Source organism: Streptomyces sp. NPDC059828 (assembly GCF_042731955.1).
In the GTDB taxonomy this organism is placed as follows: Bacteria; Actinomycetota; Actinomycetes; order Streptomycetales; family Streptomycetaceae; genus Streptomyces.
The window spans coordinates 11,556-31,837 of sequence record NZ_JBHWIW010000062.1 but is presented as its reverse complement, the minus strand read 5'-3'; the positions used below and the strand labels follow the sequence as shown (position 1 = coordinate 31,837).

Annotated in this window: 13 protein-coding genes; 9 read left to right on the top strand and 4 right to left on the bottom strand. The window is 72.3% G+C overall.

Features of this window, described 5'->3' with window-relative positions:
* The first annotated feature begins 77 nt into the window (after window positions 1–77).
* The gene (locus ACFV6V_RS28260) at window positions 78–1,004 is read left to right on the top strand and encodes an SGNH/GDSL hydrolase family protein (RefSeq protein WP_385570465.1); all 927 of its coding nucleotides are present in this window, start codon (window positions 78–80) and stop codon (window positions 1,002–1,004) included.
* Complete coding sequence (locus ACFV6V_RS28255) at window positions 1,001–4,666, top strand: hydantoinase B/oxoprolinase family protein (protein ID WP_385570439.1); 3,666 nt, start codon at window positions 1,001–1,003, stop codon at window positions 4,664–4,666. The genes ACFV6V_RS28260 and ACFV6V_RS28255 overlap by 4 nt, the downstream gene beginning before the upstream one ends.
* Here ACFV6V_RS28255 and ACFV6V_RS28250 read toward each other — a convergent pair.
* Genes ACFV6V_RS28250 through ACFV6V_RS28240 form a run of 3 tightly spaced genes read right to left on the bottom strand, consistent with a single transcriptional unit; the run spans window position 4,651 to window position 6,982 of the window.
* Window positions 4,651–5,550 carry a biotin-dependent carboxyltransferase family protein gene (locus tag ACFV6V_RS28250; protein ID WP_385570436.1) on the bottom strand — a complete coding sequence of 300 codons (900 nt, stop codon included), beginning with the start codon at window positions 5,548–5,550 and terminating at the stop codon, window positions 4,651–4,653. The two genes, ACFV6V_RS28255 and ACFV6V_RS28250, sit on opposite strands and share 16 nt — an antisense overlap.
* Window positions 5,547–6,221 carry a 5-oxoprolinase subunit PxpB gene (pxpB, locus tag ACFV6V_RS28245; protein WP_385570434.1) on the bottom strand — a complete coding sequence of 225 codons (675 nt, stop codon included), beginning with the start codon at window positions 6,219–6,221 and terminating at the stop codon, window positions 5,547–5,549. Before pxpB ends, ACFV6V_RS28250 begins: the two co-directional genes overlap by 4 nt.
* Window positions 6,218–6,982 carry a LamB/YcsF family protein gene (locus ACFV6V_RS28240; RefSeq protein ID WP_385570432.1) on the bottom strand — a complete coding sequence of 255 codons (765 nt, stop codon included), beginning with the start codon at window positions 6,980–6,982 and terminating at the stop codon, window positions 6,218–6,220. Before ACFV6V_RS28240 ends, pxpB begins: the two co-directional genes overlap by 4 nt.
* A 227-nt stretch (window positions 6,983–7,209) precedes the next feature.
* Between ACFV6V_RS28240 and ACFV6V_RS28235 the strand changes: the two genes are divergently transcribed.
* The 3 genes from ACFV6V_RS28235 to ACFV6V_RS28225 all read left to right on the top strand — a co-directional run bounded on the left by ACFV6V_RS28235 (window position 7,210) and on the right by ACFV6V_RS28225 (window position 14,949).
* Complete coding sequence (locus ACFV6V_RS28235) at window positions 7,210–8,736, top strand: hypothetical protein (RefSeq protein ID WP_385570429.1); 1,527 nt, start codon at window positions 7,210–7,212, stop codon at window positions 8,734–8,736.
* A gap of 121 nt (window positions 8,737–8,857) precedes the next feature.
* Window positions 8,858–9,775: a hypothetical protein gene (locus tag ACFV6V_RS28230; RefSeq protein WP_385570426.1), complete on the top strand. Its 918-nt coding sequence runs from the start codon at window positions 8,858–8,860 to the stop codon at window positions 9,773–9,775.
* A 53-nt stretch (window positions 9,776–9,828) separates the two neighbouring features.
* Window positions 9,829–14,949, top strand: coding sequence for a hypothetical protein (locus tag ACFV6V_RS28225; RefSeq protein ID WP_385570423.1), 5,121 nt, complete (start codon window positions 9,829–9,831; stop codon window positions 14,947–14,949).
* Here ACFV6V_RS28225 and ACFV6V_RS28220 read toward each other — a convergent pair.
* Window positions 14,940–15,359, bottom strand: coding sequence for a hypothetical protein (locus tag ACFV6V_RS28220; RefSeq protein ID WP_385570421.1), 420 nt, complete (start codon window positions 15,357–15,359; stop codon window positions 14,940–14,942). The genes ACFV6V_RS28225 and ACFV6V_RS28220 overlap by 10 nt on opposite strands.
* 540 nt (window positions 15,360–15,899) lie before the next feature.
* On the opposite strand from ACFV6V_RS28220, the gene ACFV6V_RS28215 reads away from it, so the two are divergent.
* From ACFV6V_RS28215 to ACFV6V_RS28200, 4 genes are read left to right on the top strand one after another with little or no spacing between them, the layout of a single operon-like run.
* A complete protein-coding gene (locus tag ACFV6V_RS28215; RefSeq protein ID WP_385570463.1) occupies window positions 15,900–18,770 on the top strand; it encodes a nitrate- and nitrite sensing domain-containing protein in 2,871 nt (956 codons plus the stop codon).
* A complete protein-coding gene (locus ACFV6V_RS28210) occupies window positions 18,767–19,189 on the top strand; it encodes a roadblock/LC7 domain-containing protein (RefSeq protein WP_385570418.1) in 423 nt (140 codons plus the stop codon). Before ACFV6V_RS28215 ends, ACFV6V_RS28210 begins: the two co-directional genes overlap by 4 nt.
* 11 nt (window positions 19,190–19,200) lie before the next feature.
* The gene (locus ACFV6V_RS28205) at window positions 19,201–19,653 is read left to right on the top strand and encodes a DUF742 domain-containing protein (protein ID WP_385570416.1); all 453 of its coding nucleotides are present in this window, start codon (window positions 19,201–19,203) and stop codon (window positions 19,651–19,653) included.
* Window positions 19,634–20,245, top strand: a complete 612-nt coding sequence (locus ACFV6V_RS28200) for an ATP/GTP-binding protein (protein ID WP_361287807.1) — start codon at window positions 19,634–19,636, stop codon at window positions 20,243–20,245. The genes ACFV6V_RS28205 and ACFV6V_RS28200 overlap by 20 nt, the downstream gene beginning before the upstream one ends.
* Window positions 20,246–20,282: the final 37 nt, after the last annotated feature.

The following is a 20,282-nucleotide window of genomic DNA, read 5'->3' as shown; positions in this document are numbered from 1 at the left end:
TGACGAGGCTGCCGGGGGAGGCAGTGAGCCTCGCGGACCACGCCGTGGCCGTCATCGACGCCCGTGGCGAAACCACGCTGGCGGCCCACGAGGCCCCCACACCGCACGGCTCGGCCACAGCGTCGCGCCCCGGCCGCACGCTCGCGCGCCCGCTCCGCTTCGCCGCGCTCGGCGATTCGCTCACCGAAGGCGTCGGCGACCGGGTCGACGGAGCGTGGCGGGGCTGGGCCGCGCTGCTCGCCCAGGGGCTGGGAGGGCCCGGCGGACCCGCCGAGTTCCACAATTTCGCGGTCGGCGGGGCCCTGACCCGCGATGTCGACCAGCATCAGACACCCGGGGCCCTCGCCTGCGCACCCGACATAGCCTCCGTCGTCGTCGGGGTCAACGACACCCTGCGCCACACCTTCGACATCCATGACATCGCCGTGCGCCTGGACAGGGTGTGCGCCGCGCTCACGCCGTACGGCACCCGGATCCTGACGGCGTGCCTGCCCGATCCGGGGACGATGCTCGCACTGCCCGGACCTCTCGCGCGTCCGCTCGCCCGGCGTCAGCGGGCCGTGAACGCCGTGGTGCACGCCCTCTCCGAGCGTCACGGTGCCATCCATCTCCATATCGCGGACGCCGCCTGGGTCGAGGACCGCACCATGTGGAGCGCGGACCGGCTGCACCCCGGCGAACGCGGACACCGGATGATCGCCCGCCGGTTCCACGAGCTGCTGGCCGCCGAGGGACTCGCCCTCGGCGCGCCGCCCGGAGCAGAGCCCGAGCAGCCCGTGCCCGGGCCCGCCGCCAAGGCGCTGTGGCTCGCCACCGCGGGCAGCGCGTGGGTGGCGCGCCGGTGCACCGATCTGCTGCCGCAGCTCCTGGGCCTCGCCGGTACGGAGGTGCGCCACTGGGCCCGTGGCACCAGCGTCCGGCTCGACCATGTCGCGGAAACGGCCCTGACCTCCGCCCTCGCCTCCCTGTCCCCGGGCCCGCCGCTTGCCAGAATGGGGGAATGAGCGGGCGCTGGGAGTTCTGGATCGACCGTGGCGGGACGTTCACCGACATCGTCGGCAGACGTCCCGACGGGCACCTCGTCACCCGCAAACTCCTCTCCCACAGCCCCGAGCACCGTCGCGACGCCGCCGTAGCGGGCATCCGGCTGCTCCTGGGGCTCGGTCCCGGCGACCCCGTACCGGCCGACCGCATCGGCGCGGTCAAGATGGGCACCACCGTCGCCACCAACGCCCTGCTGGAGCGGCGTGGCGAGCCGACCGTCCTGCTCATCACCGAGGGATTCCGGGACGCGCTGCGCATCGCGTACCAGAACCGCCCCCGGATCTTCGACCGCCGCATCCTGCTCCCCGAAGCCGTGTACGACCGGGTCATCGAGGTCCCCGAGCGGATCGACGCACACGGCACCGTCGTCACTCCGCTCCGGCTCGACCCCGTCGTCCGGCAGCTCGAAGCAGCCCGCAGTGACGGCTTCACCTGCGCCGCCGTCGTCCTCATGCACGGCTACCGAAACCCCGCCCACGAGTCGGCCGTCGCCGACACCGCCCGCGGCCTCGGCTTCACCCAGGTCAGCTGCTCCCACGAGGTCAGCCCGCTGATCAAGCTGGTGCCCCGCGGTGACACCACTGTCGTGGACGCCTATCTCTCCCCGATCTTGCGTCGATACGTCGACGAGATCGCCACCGAACTCCGCGGCGTCCGGCTGATGTTCATGCAGTCCAACGGCGGACTGCGGGAGGCGGCGCACTTCCGGGGCAAGGACGCCGTGCTGTCCGGTCCCGCAGGCGGTGTCGTGGGCATGGCCCGTACCTCCGGGCAGGCCGGATTCGAGCGGGTCATCGGCTTCGACATGGGTGGCACCTCCACCGATGTGTCGCACTACGCCGGGGAGTTCGAGCGCGAGCTCGGCACCCAGGTCGCCGGGGTGCGGATGCGGTCCCCGATGATGAGCATCCACACCGTCGCGGCAGGCGGCGGCTCCGTCCTCCACTTCGACGGCCAGCGCTACCGCGTCGGCCCCGACTCGGCGGGCGCGGTCCCCGGCCCCGCCTGCTACCGGCGCGGCGGCCCGCTCACCATCACCGACGCCAATGTGATGCTCGGCCGCATCCAGCCCGCCCACTTCCCCGCAGTGTTCGGCCCCGGCGGCGACCAGCCGCTGGACGAGCGGGCCGTACGGGAACGCTTCACGGCGCTGGCCGTCGAAGTGCGCGAGGCGACCGGCACCGAGCGGACACCGGAGGAGGTCGCCGCGGGTTTCCTGGAGATCGCCGTGCTCGACATGGCGAACGCGGTCAAGAAGATCTCCGTGCAGCGCGGTCGCGACATCACCCGCTACGCACTGACCAGCTTCGGCGGCGCCGGTGGTCAGCACGCCTGTGCCGTGGCCGACGCCCTGGGCATCGACACCGTGATCGTGCCGCCGCTCGCCGGAGTGCTGTCCGCGTACGGCATCGGCCTCGCCGATGCGACCGCCATGCGGGAGCAGTCCGTGGAGGCCCCGCTGGACGAGCCCACCGCCGGCCGTGTCACGCGGCTCTGCGGCGAACTCGCGCACCGTACAAGGGTGGAGCTGCGCGGCGACGCCATCCCGGCCGAAGCGATCAGCACTCGCGCACGCGTGCTGATCCGCTACGCCGGTACGGACGCGGCGCTGCCGGTGCCGCTCGGCACGGCCCCCGCGATGCGTGAGGCGTTCGAGTCGGAGCACCGGGCGCGCTACGCCTTCACCATGGACAAGCCGCTCGTCGTGGAGGCGGTGTCGGTCGAGGCGGTGGGGACGGCGGGGGCCCATGGCACGGTGATCGCCGACGAGGCGGCCCGTACCGGCGGGGCTGCGGTACCCCGGGACACCGTGCGTATGTTCCTGGACGGCCGTCGCACCGGTACACCCCTGTACCGCAGGGACGACCTGTCCCCGGGGGACACCGTCGAAGGGCCGGCGATCATCGCCGAGGCCGACGCCACCACGGTGCTCGACCCCGGCTGGCAGTGCGCCGTGGGCGAGCAGGGGCATCTGCTGCTCACCCGCGTCCGGCCCCGTCCCGCCCGCGCCGCCGCCGGGACCGATGTCGACCCGGTGCTGCTGGAGGTGTTCAACAACCTCTTCATGGCCATCGCCGAACAGATGGGTGTGCGCCTGGAGAACACCGCCCACTCCGTCAACATCAAGGAGCGTCTCGACTTCTCCTGCGCGCTCTTCGACGCCGACGGCAACCTCATCGCCAACGCCCCGCACATCCCGGTGCACCTGGGCTCGATGGGCGAGTCGATCAAGGAGGTGCTGCGCCGGAATCAGGGCAGGCTCCGGCCGGGGGATGTCTACGCGATCAACGACCCGTATCACGGAGGCACCCATCTGCCCGATGTGACGGTCGTGACCCCGGTCTTCGCGGACCATGGTGGCAGTGGCAGTGGCAGTGGCAGTGGCAGTGGCAGTGGCAGTGGCAGTGGCACGGACGGGCGGAGTCCCGAGCTGCTCTTCCTGGTGGCCTCCCGGGGGCACCACGCCGAGATCGGCGGTATCACCCCCGGCTCCATGCCCGCCTTCAGCCGCACCATCCACGAAGAGGGTGTCCTCTTCGACAACTGGCTGCTCGTACGTGACGGAAGACTGCGCGAAGCGGAGACCAGGGGCCTGCTCACCGGCGCCTCCCACCCCTCCCGCGACCCGGACACCAATCTCGCCGACCTGCGGGCCCAGATCGCCGCCAACGAGAAGGGCATCAGCGAACTCACCCGCATCGTCGACGAGTTCACGCTCGATGTGGTCCAGGCGTATATGCGGCACGTACGGGACAACGCCGAGGAGTCGGTGCGCCGTATCGTCGCCGGGCTCAGCGACGGCTCCTACCGCTACGAGACCGACGGGGGCGCGGTGATCGAGGTCGCGCTGACCGTGGACCGCCGGGCCCGCAGAGCGGTCATCGACTTCACCGGCACCTCACGTCAGCAGCCCGGGAACTTCAACGCCCCCACATCCGTGGTGATGGCCGCTGTGCTCTATGTGTTCCGTACCCTCGTCGCCGACGACATCCCGCTGAACAGCGGCTGCCTCGAACCCCTGGAAGTGAGGGTGCCCGAAGGCTCGATGCTCGCGCCGGAGTACCCCGCCGCGACCGTGGCGGGGAACGTCGAGACCTCACAGGCCGTCACCGGGGCGCTGTACGCCGCACTCGGAGTGCAGGCCGAGGGCTCCGGAACCATGAACAACGTCACCTTCGGCAATGACCGTGTGCAGTACTACGAGACCGTGGCGAGCGGTTCCGGCGCGGGTGACGGCTTCGACGGTGCCGACGCCGTGCAGACCCATATGACCAACTCCCGGCTCACCGACCCGGAGGTGCTGGAGTGGCGCTATCCGGTGCGGGTCGACGCCTTCGCGATCCGCGCGGGCAGCGGGGGCGCGGGGCGCTGGCACGGCGGCTGCGGGGTGGTGCGCCGCATCCGCTTCCTGGAACCCATGACGGTCGCGCTGCTGACCGGCCACCGCCGTGTCGCGCCTTACGGGATGGCGGGCGGAGAGCCGGCGGAGCGGGGCGCCAACGCCGTGGAGCGCGCGGACGGCACCGTGGAGGAGCTGCGAGGAGTGGACTCGGTGGAGGTCGGCGCCGGCGATGTCCTCGTGGTACGGACACCGGGCGGCGGCGGCTACGGTACGGCCTGACCGCCCGGACGCCCCCTGACAGGGCGCCCCGCGACAAAACGCACCGGCGTTCCCGGCGCGGCCTGAGCCGCCGCTCCGAGATCCGCCTCATGGACCACCGCGACCACCGGATAGCCACCGGTCGTCGGATGATCGGCGAGGAACACCACAGGGCGTCCGTCCGGCGGCACCTGGACCGCGCCCAGGACCATGCCCTCGCTGGGCAGTTCGCCCGCCACGGCCCGCTCCAGCGGCGGGCCGTCGGTACGCAGGCCGATCCGGTTACTGGACGCCGACACCTTGTAGAGGGAGCGCGTCAGCGTCCGCAGCGCGGACGCGGTGAACCAGTCGTCACGGGGCCCGAACCGCACCCGCAGCACCAGTTCCGACGGCGGGGCCGGCCACGGGGCGCCGTCCAGCCGCGCAGGGTGCCCCGCCGGCGCCCCGAGCGGCAGCACCATGCCGTCGGCCAGCGGTGCGGGGCCGAGACCCGACAGCAGATCGGCTGCACGGCTGCCCAGCACCGGATCCACCGCGACGCCCCCGGCGAACGCCACATAACCGCGCACCCCCCGCCGAGCCGCGCCCACCTCCAGCAGGGCGCCGGCTCCGACCCGTACCGGAGCACCCCAGGCCACCGCCCGTCCGTCGACGCGCACCGGGCCGGGCGCCCCGCCCACGGCCACCGTCACCGCACAGTGCGGACGCACCGCGCACCCGGTGAGCGTGGTCTCCAGCGCGGCGGACTCCTCCGGATTGCCCACCAGTCGGTTGACCAGCCGCAGCGCGCCCGGGTCGAGCGCGCCCGAGCGCGGCACGCCGAGATGCGCGTACCCCGGCCGCCCCAGGTCCTGCACCGTGGTCAGGGCACCGGCCCGGACGACCGTCAGAGCCAGGTCGCTCACGCCGCTTCTCCCGTGGCCACCGGCACGAACCGCACGCGCGCCCCCGGAGACAGCAGGGCCGCGGGCTCACGCGCCGGGTCCCACAGCGAGAGGTCGGTCGTGCCGACGAGCTGCCAGCCACCGGGTGACGAGCGGGGATAGACCCCGGTGTACGTCCCGGCCAGCGCTACGGAGCCCGCGGGAACCGAGGTCCGTGGCGTGGTCCTGCGCGGCACCGCGAACCGCTCGCCGAGACCGGCCAGATAGCCGAAGCCAGGAGCGAAACCGCAGAACGCCACACGGAATTCGGCCTCCGAGTGGATCCGCGCGACCTCGTGCGGGCCGACCCCCCACACCGCCGCGACCTCGGCCAGATCCGGGCCGTCGTAGCGCACCGGGATCTCGACCACGGCGCCGGAACCCGCGGTGAGCGGCGGAACGGTCCACCGGGGCAGCTCCGCCGCGAGCCGATCGCGCGCGGCGGTTCCGCCGGTCCCGCCAGCGCCGTGGATCCCGCCGGTCCCGTCGATTCCGTCAATGAGTACGGTCCGCGCCGCGGGCACGATCTCCCGCACAGCGGGGAGCGCGCCCGCGGCCCGCCGCCGCAGCAGTTCGGCATGCAGCGCCGTCGCCTCGGCGTCGCAGCCCAGTTCCACCAGCAGCGCCCGGTCGCCGACGGGCAGCAGCCTCATACGAAGGCCTCCACACGGAGACCCGACGCCTCGAGCGCCCCGCGCACCCGGCGGGCCAGGGCGACCGCCCCCGGCGTGTCGCCGTGCAGACACAGCGACCGGGCGCGGACACCGACGGATGTGCCGCACAGCGAGGTGACGACCCCGGTCCTGGCCATGGCGACCGACCGTTCCACCACCGCCCCCGGGTCGGAGATGACGGCGCCCTCCTGGCGGCGTGGCACGAGGGTGCCCTGCGCCGTGTATGCGCGGTCCGCGAACGCCTCGGTGACGACGGGGAGTCCCGCCTTCTTCGCCGTCGCGTGCAGCCGCGACCCGGGGAGCCCCAGCACGGGCAGCCGTTCGCCGGTGAGCAGGACGCCCTCCACGACCGCCCCGGCCTGGCCCTCGTCGTGCACGACGCGGTTGTAGAGCGCCCCGTGCGGCTTGACGTACGCGACCCGCCCACCGGCCGCGCGCGCGAACACCGCCAGCGCGCCTATCTGGTAGGCGACCTCGGCGGCGAGCTCGTCCGCGGGGACGTCCATCGACCGCCTGCCGAAACCGGCGAGATCGCGGTATGAGACCTGGGCGCCGATCCGCACCCCGCGCTCGACCGCCAGCGCGCAGACCCGCCGCATGGTGGCCGCGTCCCCGGCGTGAAAGCCGCAGGCCACATTGGCGCTGGTCACGACGGAGAGCAGTTGCTCGTCGTCGGTGAGCCGCCACCGGCCGAAACCCTCGCCCAGGTCCGCGTTGAGATCGATCGAGGTCCGGGTCATGGGCGCGTCCGGCTTGTGTGGGTTGCTCTCATCCGTACCTCGCAGACAGGGAGGGGTGCCGTGGGGACGTGGGGTGGCGACGCAGGGATTGTCGAACGATCCCCGGCCGCCCGTCCACCGGCGTCCACCAGCTCGAACGGGTGCGGTCAAGAGCCCAGGACCCGGCCGGCGGGGTGGTTTCGGCGCTGTTTCGACCGTTGTCAGTGCGAGGACCTAGTCTGTGCACCGTGACTTCGCCTGCCTCGACGGAATTCGTTCCGCCCCAGCTCAGCGCGGGGCCGCGCCCCGCGCAGGGCCCGGCCGCCGACGAAGGGCTGGCGCGGCGGCTCCGCGCGCTCGCGTGCACCGCGCCCCTGCACGACCTCGACGTCCGCAAGGCGAATCTGGCGGGGGAGTACTCGGTCTACGCGATGGCCGAAGTCGCCCTCTCCGCCATCGACCTCGTCACGCTGAACATGGACTTCGACACCGGGGCCGACCATGACCAGATAGTGGCCAGGCTGCTTCCGCGGATCGCCGCGCAAGCCCCCCGGCGCCCGCAGGCGGAGCACGAACGTGTCGCGCGATGGGTGCTCGAGAACCTGATCAACGTCGGCAGCGTCGACCGGGGCTTTCGTGCCGTCTACGGCACTTTCGGCCCTGATGGCGTCTATGTCCGACGCGACTACGACTTCAAGCTCATCGAGGAAGTCCCCGGATACGGCGGCAGTGTCTACCTCCGCACGACGGACGAAGCGGTCAATGTGCTCGTCGGTGCCCTGGACACGGACGTCACCAGCGCGCAGATCGCGGCCGAGGTCAAGCTGGAGGTCCTGATCAACCGGGGCCGTCTCGCCGACGCCCAGCTCGCGGCCGAACAGGCCCGCTATCGCACGGTGCAGTACGCCGAGACGCTGCGCAGGACCCTCGAAGCGACTCGGCGCAATGTGCGCGCGGTCGACTGGCTCAATGACGTGCCCGACATGATCGCCGAGGCGCTCGACCATGTCGCCGACCGGTACCGCCACGAGAACGCGATCCTGACCAACATCCGCAAGGCACGGGATGAAGCCGAGGACCCCGAGCACAAGCGCCGCGCGGCCGAACTCGTCGACATAGTCAAGGACTGCATCCGGCGCCACACCCAGCTCCAGTCCCGGCTGCTGGAAGCGGGACCGCTGTTCCGGGCCGAACAGGACCGGCAGGCCTTCGCGACCCCCGCCGCACGGGCCGGGATCGATCTGTACGGACACCTGGTCGCCCCGCTGCTGCCGCTGCCGGTCGAGCACGCGACCCGTGTCACCGACGCGTTCTTCGCCCGGGGTACGGGACTGCGCACCCCGGCTTCGGTGCGCCTCGGCGACCTCGTCGATCTGCTGCTCACCCCTCCGGTCGAGCGCGAGCACCTCGGCGCGGAGATGCCCGAACCCGATCTGATCGCCACACCTGACGACAGCCGCTTCAGCGAGGAGCAGCTGGCGAGCGCGATGGAGCTGCTCGATCTGGAGCACGACGCGCCCCGCAGGCTCTCCGGTCTGCTCGCGGAGGCACGCCGCCGTGACCCGGACCTCCCCTATCTGGTCGCCCTCCTCGCCGTCCACGCGGCGAGCCCCCCGGTCGGCACGGCCTACCGCCAGGGCGAACAGCGGCTGCTGTTCGCCGTCGACGACGGTGCCGCGCTGGACGACCCCGAATTCGGTGGCGCGGACCTGATCGTGGGCACCGCCCTGCTGGACGCGGCCGGTATGGCGGCGGACCGTTCGGAGGCGGCATGAGGGCCACTGTCCGCCCGCAGAGCGGGGCTGGATCTCACACACGGCCCGGCCCGCTCCGCGCCGGGGACCCGCACCACAACGTCAAGATCATCAAGCGCGAGAGCCACAGGGAGCAGCAGTCGTGAGCGACCAGCACGCGGAGCACACCGCCGCGTGGAGCGAGCAGCCGGGAGCAGCGCCGCAGGGCCCACCGGCCGGGCCGATGTCCGTGGCGGCCGCCGTCACGCCCGCGGACGCGGCGGACGCCGCGCGTCTCGTCTCCTTCGGGCTCCAGCCCAAACTGCTGCCCGCGCGTGACGCCGAATACGCGGACCTGCTGCGCCGCTATCGCGAAGAGCCCGCCTTCGGGCGCCTTGCCGATGCCATCGCCACCGGACTCGGGCTGGTCGTCCTCGAAGTGTCCCCGCGCGCGGGGATGGCCGTGACCGCGGGAGAGGACTCCGTCTTCGCCGTCCGCATGGGTGACTACGCCCGCCGGGCCTCCACCGACTCAGCCGACCGCTTTCTGCACGGCCTCGCCCATCTCGCCGTCGCGGCCATGGCGTTCCCGCGCCCCGAAGACCTTGCCGACGACGGCTATATCGGCCGGATCACGATCAATGGCGTCGACGCCTTCGTCCGTCAGGCCTGCCGCCGACTGGAAGCACGAGCCGAAGAGCTGGGCGAGAACACCGACCCCACCTCGGACGCCCCCGGACTGGAAGCGGCCTGGCGGATCTACGCCCGGCGCAGCGCGACCGGGGCCACCAAGGACGCGCGGCGGCTCGCCGGGTCCACCACGGGCATCGTCGGCAAGGCCGTCGCCTTCCTCACGGACTCCGGCTTCCTCCAGCGCACCGGTGACGACGCCGGAGGCGCCTACCGCACCACCGCTCGCTACCAGCTGCAGGTCCGCGACATGGCGGGCAGCGCCGCCATGGCCGAGCTGCTCGAGCTCGGCGTCGTCCCCGTCACCGACGGCACCGCCACGCTCGTGCCCGCGCCCGACGCCGACGACCTGGAGCTGGCCGCCGACGCCGGCCTGCCCTTCCATGCCTGACCAGCCCTCCTGAGCACTCCGAGCATTCCGAGAAACGACGAGAGCCCTCCGCCATGTACGAGTTGTCCCGGGTCCGCCTCTACTCCATCGGGCCTGCCGGTGCTCGCTACGCCGACACCGTTCTGGACCTGCGAGGGGTCGGCGAGCCGGTGCCCAACCCGGCCCCCACGCAGGCCGAGTTCTTCGAGGAGGAACCAGTCGGCCCACCACGCCGCCCCGCCCCCGCGGGTGTCCTCTTCCTGGAGAACGGCGGCGGCAAGTCGGTACTGCTCAAGCTGATCTTCTCGGTGATGCTGCCGGGCCACCGCAACACCCTGGGTGGTGCCAGCTCCGGTGTGCTGCGCAAGTTCCTGCTCGCGGACGACTGCGGCCATGTCGCCCTGGAGTGGCAGCACACCCTCACCGGTGAGCTGGTCGTCGTCGGCAAGGTCAGCGAGTGGCGCGGACGCCAGGTCTCCAACGACCCGCGGAAGTTCGCCGAGGCCTGGTACTCCTTCCGGCCGGGACCGGGGCTCAGCCTCGACTCCCTGCCCGTGGCCGAGGCCACCACGGTCCGCCCGCCGGCCGAGGGAGTATCGACCGCCCGTGGCCGCCGCCGCACCATGAAGGGCTTCAGGGACGCGATCACCGAGGCGGGCAAGGCGTACCCGCATCTCGAAGTGTCCTGGGAGGAGATCCACGACCGCTGGAACGAGCACCTCGGGGACATCGGCCTTGACCCCGAGCTCTTCCGGTACCAGCGGGAGATGAACGCCGACGAGGGTGAGGCTGCCGGTCTCTTCGCGGTCAAGAAGGACTCCGACTTCACGGATCTGCTGCTGCGCGCCGTCACCGATACACGCGACACTGACGGGCTCGCCGACCTGGTCAGCGGGTTCGGCAACAAGCTGGGACGGCGCGCCGAGCTCACCGCGGAGCGCGACTTCACGGCGGGTTCGGCGGACCTGCTCGGGCGGATCGTGGAGGCGGCCGAAGCACGGGGCCGCGCCCGGGACATCCACGCCGGCGCCGAGCGCCGCACCCGCGCCCTCGCCCGCAGGCTCTCCGCCCGCGCCGGCACCGAGCGCGCCCGCACGGCGGAGCTCGCCCGCCAGGTCACAGCCGCGGCCCACACCGTCACGGAGGCGGAGCAGGAGCGCGGCCGCAGCGCCCTGATCGCCGCCGAACTGGCATACCGGCACGCGTCGCTGGCGCTCACCGTGGCCGAGAAGGGTGCCGCCGCGCAGCGCCGCGAGCTGACCGACGCACGCACCCTGCACGCTGCCTGGCAGGCGGCGGAGGCCGTGCTGCGGCACCGCGCCGCCGCGGACCGCTCGGCACGGGTGGCCGCCGCCATCCGTGAGGCCGAGCGTGACGCCGCCCCCGCCCTGGCCGCCCGTGGCAGGGCCGCGGCCGACCTCGTCCGTGCTCTCCACACCGCCGCCGAAGACGGCGAGCGCCTCGCCAACGAGGGCGAGGAGCGCTCCGCCACCCTCCAGGAGGCGGGTGAGACCGCCCACCGTGACGCCACGGCCGCCGCCACCGAGGCCCAGCGCGCCCGCAGCGAGTCAGGCCACCTGCGTCAGCGCCTCACCGAGGTCGAGCAGGAGATGGCGGAGGCCGTCCGTGCGGGCTGGCTGGACGACACGGCCCCAGACGCCGATCCCGCCCGTGCCGCGCTCGCCGCGAGCGACGCGGAGAAGACCGCGGTCGCGGCATGGGACATGGCCCGCGAAAGCGCCAGGACCGCCGCCGACCGTGCCCGCGAGGCCGCCGCCACGGAAGCCCGGGCCGAATTGGCCGCCGCCCGTGCCGCGGACGCGGCCCAGGCCGCCGACCGCGCCCACACTTCGGAGCGCCGGGCTGCCGCCTCCATCGCCGAATCCGAACGCCTGGCGGAACTGCTCAGCCTGCCCCCGGCTCCCGCGACGGCCCCCGTCCCTGGCCCCCGGCGCGCCGACGGCGCCCCAGGAGACATGACCGGTCCGTCGTCGCCTGCCCCGGGACCCGCCGCCGCAGGGCTCGCGGTCGACGGATCCGCCGACGCGGTCCCGGCGACCGGTGGCCCAGGCGCTGCCGCGGCGCCGGGCGCCGGTCCGGCACTGCCGGAGGGTGAGGCGGCCACGGACGCTGCTTCCGGGCCCGGTCATCCCGCCGGGGTCCACGATCCGTCGCCGGACGCCGGTGACGACACTGACACCACCCCTCATGGAGCGGGTGCCAACTCTCCGGCGGCTGGCGCGCGAAGCCCCGAGGGCCCCGCCTCCGGCAGGGGCCCCGGCGCATCCGGGCGGTCCGCGCCGGGCCAGGGCGGCCTCACGGCCGGGCACACGAGTGCCCGCGACGGCGCCGGGCCCGATCGGCGCGAGGCGCGATCGGCACCGCCGCGGGCCGCAGAAGGCCCGCTCACCGCCGAGGAGCTGGACCGGTACGCGGACGAACTGCGTGTGCTGCTCGAGCAGAGCGTCACCACGGCCGAGCGGCAACTCTTCGACCTCAGGACCGCCGCCGCGGACGACGCGCGTATCCTCGGCGCGCTCGGCGACGGAGGGCTGCTGCCCCCGGGCCCCGACGTTCTGGCGACCGTCGAGTTCCTCGGCGAGCACGGTGTCCCGGCTCTGCCGGGCTGGCGCTATCTCGCCCAGGCCGTCGACCCCGCCGACCACTCCGCGGTGCTCTCCGCGCGCCCGGAGCTGGTGGACGGCGTCGTGATCACCGAGCCCCTCTCCTACGCACGGGCCCGCGAGGCGCTCTCCGGAGCCGCACTGCTGCCGCGTTCCGCCGTCGCGGTCGGCACCGCCGCCGCGCTGCTCGCGCCCGTACCCGGGCCCGGTGCGGAAGGAGACGGCCAGGTGTTCCTCGTGCCGCCGAACCCGGCCATGCACGACGAGCACGCGGCGGACGAGGAGCGCCAGGCACTGCGCGCCCGGGCGGCGGCCCGGGACGAGGAGATCCGCGAGCTGGCGGGTCGCCTCGCGGAGGACCGGGCGCTCGCCGCGCGTATCGCGTCCTGGCGTGCGGACTGCCCGGCCGGGATGCTCGCCGATCTCGATGAGGCCGCACAGCAGGCCAGGCAGACCGCCGAAGCGGCCGAGCAGACGCTCGCCGAGGCCCGTGCCGCACGGGCCGAGGCGGACGGCGCCGCCGGCGAGACCGCAGCCCTACGCGATGAGCGTCAGGAGACAGCACAGCGCGCCCGCCGGGCCGCCGACGCCCTCGCCGGGCTGGCGTTCCGGCTGCGGGAGCGGGCCGGCTGGCAGGCGAAGCTGCGTGAACTCGCGGATGACGCCGCCGAATCCGAGGCCAGGGCTGCCACGTGCCTGGATCGGGCCCGGGCCTCGGACGAGGACCGCAGAGCCGCGCAGCGCGCCGCCGACGACGCCCGGCGCACCGCACGGGCCCTGCGTGCCGAGCGCGCCGAGATCGCCGGTGCCCCCGAGCCGCTCCCCGAGGTGGACCCCGAGGCGCCACGCATCCCGTTGCCTGACCTGCGTGAGGCATACCGCGCCGCGTCCCAGCTGTACGAGAAGGTCGGCGTCGGCGCCGATCTGCGGGCCGAGCAGGCCCGCGCCGAGAGCGACGAGAGCGCGGCGCTGGGCGAGCTCGATCGCCTCACCAACAAGGTCCGTACGCGTGCCGCCCAGCTCCTGGAAGGTACCGACGGAGCCGACGGACCCTCCCGGCAGGCCGCCGCGGCCCGCGCCGAGGCACTGGTGCAGATGCTGGAATCCCGGGCTTCCGAGGCGAGCGAGAGAATCGGGCGGCTGCGCGGCGAAGCCGAACGCCTGGCCCCGGGCGACGGCGACGCGCACACCGCACTGCCCGACGAGCTGTTGCCCGCCGACGCCGAGCATGCCCAGATCCTGCTCCGCGCCGCGACGGCCGAACTCGCCGCCCACACCGAGGCGCTGGACACCGCGCGCGCCCGGCACACCGAACTGCTGCGCGCCCACCGCGCCGCCGAGGACGCCGCCGGCGGATTCGACGAGACCGCGGCGCTGTTGCGCGATCTGCTCCGGGACCACACGGAGGAGGAGCAGGAGGACCCGGAGCCCTACCCGGGCGGTCTGGAGGAGGCTCGGCACTCCGCCGCCGAGGCCCGTCGCTCGCTGCGCGGCTGCGCATCCGATCTGGCGGCCGCCGAGTCCGCCGTACGGGAAGCGAGTGATGTGCTCGTACGGCACGCCAACTCCACCCGCTACGAGGCCGTCCGCACCCCGGCGCGTCAGCAGATCCGTGAACTACCCGCTTCGTCCCTGCCCGAGCATGCCGCCAAGTGGGCGGAGGCGTTCGCCCCGCGGCTGCGGGTCCTCACCGACGAGCTCGTCCAGCTGGAGCGCAACCGCGACTCCATCGTGGACCGGCTGCGCGGTCTGGTGGAGTCCGCCCTCACCACGCTCCGTTCGGCGCAGCGGCTGTCCCGGCTGCCCGAAGGCCTCGGTGAGTGGTCCGGCCAGGAGTTCCTCCGTATCCGCTTCGACGAGCCGGACCAGGCGACGCTCGTCGAGCGGCTCGGCGAGGTCATCGACGAGGCCACCCGTGCGGCGGTGCGCAAGAACTCCGACCTGCGCCGGGACGGGATGTCCCTGCTGCTGCGGGGTGTTCAGGCGGCACTTCAGCCGAAGGGCGTGGCCGTGGAGATCCTCAAGCCGGACGCGGTGCTCCGCGCCGAGCGCGTACCAGTCGGGCAGATGGGGGATGTCTTCTCGGGCGGTCAGCTGCTGACCGCGGCGATCGCGCTCTACTGCACCATGGCCGCCCTGCGCAGCAACGACCGCGGCCGGGACAAGCACCGGCACGCCGGCACCCTGTTCCTGGACAACCCCATCGGCAGGGCCAACGCCACCTATCTGCTGGAGCTGCAGCGCGCTGTCTCTGACGCGCTCGGAGTCCAGCTGCTGTACACCACGGGCCTGTTCGACACGACCGCACTCGCCGAGTTCCCCCTGGTCATCCGGCTGCGCAATGACGCGGACCTGCGCGCGGGGCTGAAGTACATCAGCGTCGAGGAGCATCTGCGGCCCGGGCTGCCGCAGCAGCGCACCGAGGGCGAGACCGTGCACGGCGAGATCACGGCCACCCGTATGTTCCGGCGCACGCCCGACCAGCGGGCGGACGCCGGCCGGCCGGTGGACGCGCAGCCGCGACGGGACACCGGCCGGCCGGGACGGGAGGCCGAGGCCGGTCAGGCCTGAGACAGCCTGCCGCCCGCGCCACCGCGTCGTCGTATCCGTGCGGCGACACGCGCGGCGGCCCGGGCCGCCCGCCTGGTCTGACGGCGCTCACGCCGTAGTTGACGGGCCGTGCTGCTCGGTACGGAGACCACTCCGTACCGCTGGTTCCACACCTGCCGGGTGACCCAGACGTCCAGCACGGCCCACGTGGCCACGACCGTGCTGCCCACGCTGCTCAGCACCAGCGGGAAGGCCAGCCACGAGCCCGTGACGCTGAACAGGAACGCCGTCACCGCCTGGGTCACCGTCACCGCCGTCACGATCACGGCGCGCACGGCCGCGATCCGCACCGGTTCCGGCATCCGCCTGCGTCCCACCGGCTGTTCGACCCAGATGCTCCGCGGCGCACCCGAACCATCGGTCATACTCATCGTTCGCGCTCACTCCCCACCGCTGTCCGACTACAGGGGTGGCTGCCCGGATCCAGCCCGGTTAGACAGGGGCTTACGCACCCTTTGCTCCAGGCACACACCGCCCGGCAATCCCCCACAACTCCTGTTCCCCATACGGACAGACGAACGATGCGTCGGGAAGATTCCCCAGAGAGGGGAGAATTCCCGCCATGCCGGGGAGTAGCGGAATATTGCGTTCTACCTGGTGTCCTCGGCCACATCCGAGCAGCCCAACTCCTCGAATACCAGGACAAGCCATGATCAACACACCGTCACGCGGCCGAAAAACCTCCGGACGAGTCTTCGAGTTGTCACTCTGTCAGTAGTAGGCTCACGCCGTTTCGTGACGCAGACATACGTGCGGGAACGCGTTCGGTTCCTGGCGCGGACATCTCCAGGCGAACGCTGAAGAACGCCGACGGACGCGTGCGCACACGGACGGCAACGGCGTACGCAGACGCACGCGGACACAAGCAGCACCACCACCCGCCCACCGTGGGCGCTGATCTGGGGGAGGCCATGCGCTTTCGCGGGACATCCATCCGCAGGAAGATCGTGGCGTTGCTGCTGGTGCCGCTCATGTCGCTCACCGCGCTCTGGGTGTTCGCGACCGTCATCACCGGCCAGGAGGCCAAGCAGCTCCTGGATATGAGCCACATCATCGACGAGGTCGGCACCCCGGTCGAGGACACCGTCCGCGCTCTCCAGAACGAACGCCGTCTGACTCTGGTCTATCTGGCCGACCCCCGCGCTTCCAACAGCCCATCGACCCTGCGCCGCCACCGCGCGGCCACCGATGACGCCGTGACGGCGCTGCGTGAAAGCGCACAGGACTCCGGCGTACGCGACGTGATACGACCCGAGGTGGCCAGGCGGCTGGACTCGCTGCTCGGCGCACTCGACGGACTCGGCTCGCTGCGGCGCAACGTGGAGCAGAGCACCATCACCCGGGCCCAGGCCCTCGACTTCTACAACCGTGTGGTCGATCCCTGCTACACCTTCCTCACCTCGCTCCACGCCCTCGAGGACGTGGAGCTGGAGAAGGAGGGCCGTGCCCTCGTGGGTGTGGCGCGCGCCCGCGAACTACTCTCCCGCGAGGACGCACTGGTGACCTCCGCGCTGATCACCGGCAAGATCACCGCCAAGGAGATCCGCACCACCTCCGACCTGGCCGCCAACCGCTCACTGCTCTACGGGATCAATCTCGAGTTCCTCCCGTCGTCCGAGCGTGACATCCTCGCGCGGTACTGGGGCAGCTCGAACACTCAACCCCTGCGGGATGCCGAGGAACGGCTCATCGCCGACGGGCCCGCCAAGAACCCCCGGGCCGTCGACGCACAACGCTGGGAGGAACTGAGCAGCCCGGTGCTCGGTGATCTGGCACACCTGAACACCGAGGCGGCCGAGCGGTACCAGCAGCGGGTCGAGCCCGCCGCCTACAGCGTGCTCCTCAAGGCGGGTATCGCCGGTGTGCTCGGCTTCCTCGCCCTGTTGATCTCCATCGTCGTCTCCGTCCGCATCGGCCGCGATCTGGTGCGCTCGCTGTCCAGGCTCCGCAAGGAGGCCCACGAGGTCTCCGGAATCCGCCTGCCCAGCGTCATGCGCCGCCTCGCCGCGGGCGAGAGCATCGACGTCGAGACCGAGGCACCTCGCCTTGAGTACGAGAGAGGCGAGAAGGGCGAGAAACCCAGCAAGGGCGAGAAGCACGGGAAGAGCAGCAAGGACGAGATCCGCCAGGTCGGTCAGGCTCTGAACACCCTTCAGCGGGCGGCTGTCGAAGCCGCGGTCAAGCAGGCCGACATGCGCCGCGGCGTCTCCGAGGTCTTCGTCAACCTCGCCCGCCGCAACCAGGTGCTGCTGCACCGCCAGCTCACCCTGCTCGACACCATGGAACGACGTACGGAGGACACGGAGGAGCTCGCGGACCTCTTCCGGCTCGACCACCTCACGACGCGTATGCGCCGGCACGCCGAGGGCCTGGTGATCCTCTCCGGAGCCGCGCCCTCCCGGCAGTGGCGCAAGCCGATCCAGCTCATGGACGTGGTCAGGGCCGCGGTCGCCGAAGTCGAGGACTACGAGCGGGTCGAAGTCCGCAGGCTGCCGAGGATCGGTGTGGCCGGCCCCGCCGTCGCCGACCTCACCCACCTCATCGCCGAACTGCTGGAGAACGCGACGGTCTTCTCGCCGCCACACACCGGAGTCCAGGTGCACGGCGAGCGCGTGGCCAACGGCTTCACCCTGGAGATCCACGACCGGGGGCTCGGCATGACCCCGGAGGCACTGCTCGACGCGAACCTCCGGCTCGCGGAGACCCCGGAGTTCGAGCTCTCCGACACCGACCGACTCGGGCTGTTCGTGGTCAGCCGGCTCGCCCAACGGCAGAACGTGCGGGTCTCGCTCCAGCCGTCGCCGTACGGCGGGACCACGGCGGTGGTCTTCATTCCGGCCGCGCTCCTCACCGATGCCCCCGAGACCGAGGGCACCGGCTTCCGCCTGGACCGCAGGGGCGAGCGCCAGGGCAGGGACACGGACCGGAGCAACGGTCGCCAGGGTGTGGACGGCGGCAGGGTCACGGCCCTCGCGCAGATCCCGACGGGGCGCACCGGCCCCAAGGTGCTCGATGGACCCGTCGAACTCGAAGCACCGGTCGGTACCCTGGGCTTCGAGGACCGCCCGGTCATCGACACCCTTGAGGTGAACACCGGCAACGGCACGGGCATCGGCAGTGGTGACATCGACGACACCGAGAGCGAACGCGGCGGTCTGTTCCGCGCACGCGACTTCGTGCGGCCGTCATCCGCCGATGAGCAGCACCAGCAGGCCACCGAGCAGCTCCCGTCGCGGCACCGCGGTCCGGGCCGGCATGCGACGGGCCCCACCCAGCTGCCCCGGCGCAAGCCCCCGACCCTCGTCGCCGACCATGGACGCAGGGTGGACGAGCCCGGTCGTACGCATTCTCCGTTCGCACGGTCCACGGACGCGACGAAGAGTCCGGCCACGGACCGGACGTCGCGCCTTGACCCCGGCTGGGAACAGCGGTCCTCGCCCCCGCCCCCGCAGCAGTCCTCGTCCCCGGGTCGGCTGTCACCCCCGTCCCCGGCGACGGGTCAGGACACGACGGCACTCGGTGGTCTTCCGCGTCGCGTACGCCAGGCCAGCCTCGCCCCGCAGCTTCGCCGCGACACCGAGGGCGGCGGCACCACCACCGGGCCCCGGACCGGAGCGTCCGGCGAGGCGCCGGACATCGAACGGGACGCCGAAGAAGTACGCGACCGCATGGCCTCGTTGCAACGTGGCTGGCAGCGCGGACGTCGCCAGAACGCCGAAGACACCAGTACCGGCTCCGGCGATCCAGCACAGGGAACCACACCGGAGGGGAACGGTCGATGACCGCACCGAACGACATCACCAGGAGCGGGCAGCTCAACTGGCTCTTGGACGAGCTGGTCGACCGCGTCGGCTCGATCCGCAAGGCGCTCGTCCTCTCCGGCGACGGCCTCGCGACCGGTTCGTCCAAGGACCTCACCCGTGAGGACGGCGAGCACCTCGCGGCCGTCGCCTCCGGATTCCACAGCCTCGCCAAGGGCGTCGGGCGCCACTTCGACGCCGGAGCGGTCCGGCAGACCGTCGTCGAACTCGACGACGCCTTCCTTTTCGTCACGGCGGCAGGCGACGGCAGCTGTCTCGCCGTGCTGTCCGACGCTGATTCCGACGTCGGGCTGGTCGCCTACGAGATGACGCTGATGGTCAAGCGCGTGGGCGTCCACCTCGCCACGGCACCAAGGAGCGGACTGACCTCCGGAGGGTGAGTGGAAATGAGATGAACGACGCCGGACAGCACATTCAGGAGCTCGGGGACTCCCGGGTCACCGCGGAAATCCCGGAACCGCGGCAGCCGCACCACTGGTTCGACGACGACGCCGGACCCGTGGTGCGCCCGTACGCGATGACCCGGGGCCGTACCAGCAGCACGGCCCGGCACCAGCTCGATCTGATCGCGCTGGTCGTCCCCGAGCCGGACGGGGCGGGCGAGCCGGGCACGGACCAGATGCTGTCGCCCGAGCACGTCGAGATCATCGAACGCAGTAGCACCATTCCCCAGTCGATCGCCGAGCTCGCTGCCACACTCGATCTGCCCGTCCAGGTGGTCAGAGTCCTCGTCGGCGATCTCGTCGAGCACGCACTGGTCCATGTAACCCGTCCCGTTCCACCGGCCGAGCTGCCGGACGTGAGCATTCTCCGCGAGGTGATCAATGGTCTTCGGGCGCTCTAGCCGTGAAGAAGTACGGCGACCGGTCGAGCCGGTGACCCTCAAGCTCCTGGTGGCGGGTGGCTTCGGGGTCGGCAAGACGACTCTCGTCGGCGCGGTCAGCGAGATCAAGCCGCTGCGCACCGAGGAGACCCTGAGCGAGGCGGGCCGTCCCGTCGACGATCTGGACGGGGTGGAGTCCAAGACCACCACCACCGTCGCCATGGACTTCGGCCGGATCACCCTGCGCGAAGACCTGGTGCTCTATCTCTTCGGCACACCCGGCCAGGACCGTTTCTGGTTCCTCTGGGACGAGCTGGCCCAGGGAGCGCTCGGTGCCGTCGTGCTCGCCGACACCCGCCGCCTCGAGGACTCGTTCGCCGCCATCGACTACTTCGAGCGCCGGGGGATCCCGTTCACCGTCGGCATCAACTGCTTCGAGGGCGCCGACCGCTTCCCCGCGGAGAGCGTACGGGGGGCACTGGACCTCGATCCGGAGGTACCGCTGATGATGTGCGACGCGCGTGACCGCGAGTCGGTGAAGGCGGTGCTCGTGTCGGTGGTCGAGCACGCCCTGGTCTGGTCCACACGCCAGCATGAGGCCGCCGCGACATGAGCGACACGGCCCGCATCCCGGCGCTTCGCCACGGGTA